The sequence below is a fragment of the Aequorivita aquimaris genome (genome assembly GCF_001573155.1).
In the GTDB taxonomy this organism is placed as follows: Bacteria; Bacteroidota; Bacteroidia; order Flavobacteriales; family Flavobacteriaceae; genus Aequorivita; species Aequorivita aquimaris.
Genome location: NZ_JRWG01000019.1, coordinates 1 through 3,275, shown reverse-complemented (window position 1 = coordinate 3,275; position 3,275 = coordinate 1). Strand labels below are relative to the sequence as shown.

General features: G+C 54.5%; 1 protein-coding gene. It reads left to right on the top strand.

The window, feature by feature from the left end; translation table 11 throughout:
* Positions 1-3,275, top strand: a 3,275-nt coding sequence (locus LS48_RS14480; protein ID WP_117590238.1) for a CLIPPER-2 domain-containing protein, incomplete at both ends; no start/stop codon positions are given.

Below are 3,275 nucleotides of genomic sequence, written 5' to 3'. Positions count from 1 at the left end.
CTGCCAGCGCTCACCAACGGGAACTACTACACCGGCCCTGGCGGTACGGGCACGCAGCTCAACGCCGGCGATGCGATCACCAGCACGCAGACGATCTACGTATATGCCGAGACCGGCACCACGCCGAACTGTAGCGCCGAGAACAGCTTTTTGGTGACGATCAACGACACCCCTCCGGTTGACGACCCTTCGGACGTTACCGCCTGCGACAGCTACACGCTGCCAGCGCTCACCAACGGGAACTACTACACCGGCCCTGGCAGTACGGGCACGCAGCTCAACGCCGGCGATGCGATCACCAGCACACAGACGATCTACGTATATGCCGAGACCGGCACCACGCCGAACTGTAGCGCCGAGAACAGCTTTTTGGTGACGATCAACGACACCCCTCCGGTTGACGACCCTTCGGACGTTACCGCCTGCGACAGCTACACACTGCCAGCGCTCACCAACGGGAACTACTACACCGGCCCTGGCGGTACGGGCACGCAGCTCAACGCCGGCGATGCGATCACCAGCACGCAGACGATCTACGTATATGCCGAGACCGGCACCACGCCGAACTGTAGCGCCGAGAACAGCTTTTTGGTGACGATAAATAACTGTACGATTATCCTTGAAAAGATAGCAAGCCCAAACAATCCACAGGGCTGTACCCCAATAGCACCAAATGAAGATATAACATATACATTTAATGTATCGAATCCGGTTGGCAATGCGCCGATACATAATGTGGATCTTTATGACTCACTGATTGATCCAATTAACCCGATTCCAGGTCCTGATAGTGGCGATAATGGCAATAACATATTGGATCCGGGCGAAACCTGGGTATATACTGCTACTTATACCGTAACACCCCAGGATATTATAAACGGGCAGGTCAATAATACGGCTACTGTAAATGGGCAAATCCAGACAAGTGGCAATCCGTTCCCGGTTTCAGATTCAGATACCATTACGGTATCCCTTTGTCAAAATGCTGAAATTTCGATTGAAAAATCAAGTGATAGCGCAACTGGAAGTTGCCTCAATTTGGAAGTTGACGATGAAGTGGAATACGAATTTGTTGTAACTAATGAAGGAGATGTTGATATTACAAATGTGGTAATAACAGATCCTTTATTCCAAGCACCAAATCCTGTAGTTTCTATTGATTATGTTATGGGTGACATCAATAATGATGGAATCCTCAATATAGGAGAATCATGGACTTATGGCGCAACTTACAGAGTTACGCAAACAGATATTGACAATGGTTCAATTGTTAACACGGCCGATGTAGGCGGAGATACTGCTTTGGGTGGTGTTGATGATACAAGTAATACGGTTACTGTATTAATCTGCCAGAACCCTGCCATCGCGATCGTGAAATCGAGCGACCAGGTCCCCGGCAGCAACGGCTGCGTTGACCTGGAGGAAGGCGATACGATAACCTATACGTTCACCGTTACCAACGAGGGCAACGTTTCCATCGACAACATAACTGTTTCGGACCCGCTTCCGGGGCTATCGGCCCTATCCGGCCCGGGCGCCTCCGACACGAACGGTGACGGCATCCTCGGCCTTGACGAGGTCTGGATCTACACCGCGACCTATGCGGTAACGCAGGACGATGTTGACGCTGGCCAGGTGACCAACCAGGCCGCTGTTAACGGCCTTGCGATGAACCCATCCAATACACCTGTATCCGACGACTCGCACCCGACCTCCACTACGGCGGACGGGGATACTGTCGTGGTTATCTGCCAGGCTGCTGACATCGCGATCGTGAAGTCGAGCGACCAGGCCCCTGGCACCAACGGCTGCGTTGATCTAGCGGAAGGCGATGTTATCACCTATACCTTTACGGTGACCAACGAGGGCAACGTTTCGATCGACAATGTAGCGGTTACCGACCCATTGGTGGGCCTATCCGCGATCACCGGCCCAACGGGCGATACCGGTTCGGACGGTATCCTTGGCCTTGACGAGACTTGGGAATACACCGCGACCTATGCGGTAACGCAGGACGATGTTGACGCTGGCCAGGTGACCAACCAGGCCGCTGTTAACGGCCTTGCGATGAACCCATCCAATACACCTGTATCCGACGACTCGCACCCGACCTCCACTACGGCGGACGGGGATACTGTCGTGGTTATCTGCCAGGCTGCTGACATCGCGATCGTGAAGTCGAGCGACCAGGACCCTGGCACCAACGGCTGCGTTGATCTAGCGGAAGGCGATGTTATCACCTATACCTTTACGGTGACCAACGAGGGCAACGTTTCGATCGACAATGTAGCGGTTACCGACCCATTGGTGGGCCTATCCGCGATCACCGGCCCAACGGGCGATACCGGTTCGGACGGTATCCTTGGACTTGACGAGACTTGGGAATACACCGCGACCTATGCGGTAACGCAGGACGATGTTGACGCTGGCCAGGTGACCAACCAGGCCGCTGTTAACGGCCTTGCGATGAACCCATCCAATACACCTGTATCCGACGACTCGCACCCGACCTCCACTACGGCGGACGGGGATACTGTCGTGGTTATCTGCCAGGCTGCTGACATCGCGATCGTGAAGACTGGAATCTTCAACGACGTTGACGGCAACCAGTGCGCCGATGCGGGAGTTGATACGATAACCTATACGTTCACCGTGACCAATGAGGGCAACGTGAGCCTATCTGGCATAACTGTAACCGATCCATTGCTACAGGCACCGAACCCTGTGGTGGCAATCGTTTACCAGGGCGGCGATACCGATGGCGACAATGAACTTGACGTGGACGAGACCTGGACATACACCGCTACATCCTATACCATCACACAGGATGATATCGATGCGGGCGAGGTAGTCAACCAGGCTACCGCTACAGGTACTGCACCAGACCAGAGCACGGTAAGTGACCTATCGGGAACCGATGTGGCCAATGACGACGAGACTGTAGTTGAGCTATGCCAGAACCCTGACATCGCGATCGTAAAGACCGGGGTCTTCAACGACGTTGACGGCAACCAGTGCGCCGATGCGGGCATCGATACGATAACCTATACGTTCACCGTGACCAATGAGGGCAACGTGAGCCTGTCGGGCATAACGGTTACCGACCCATTGTTGGAGGCGCCGAACCCGGTAGTGGCCATCGTGTTCCAGGGCGGCGATACCGACAACGACGGCGAGCTTGACGTAACTGAGACCTGGACCTACACCGCCACCTCATATGCCATCACACAGGATGACATCGATGCGGGCGAGGTAGTCAACCAGGCTACCGCTAC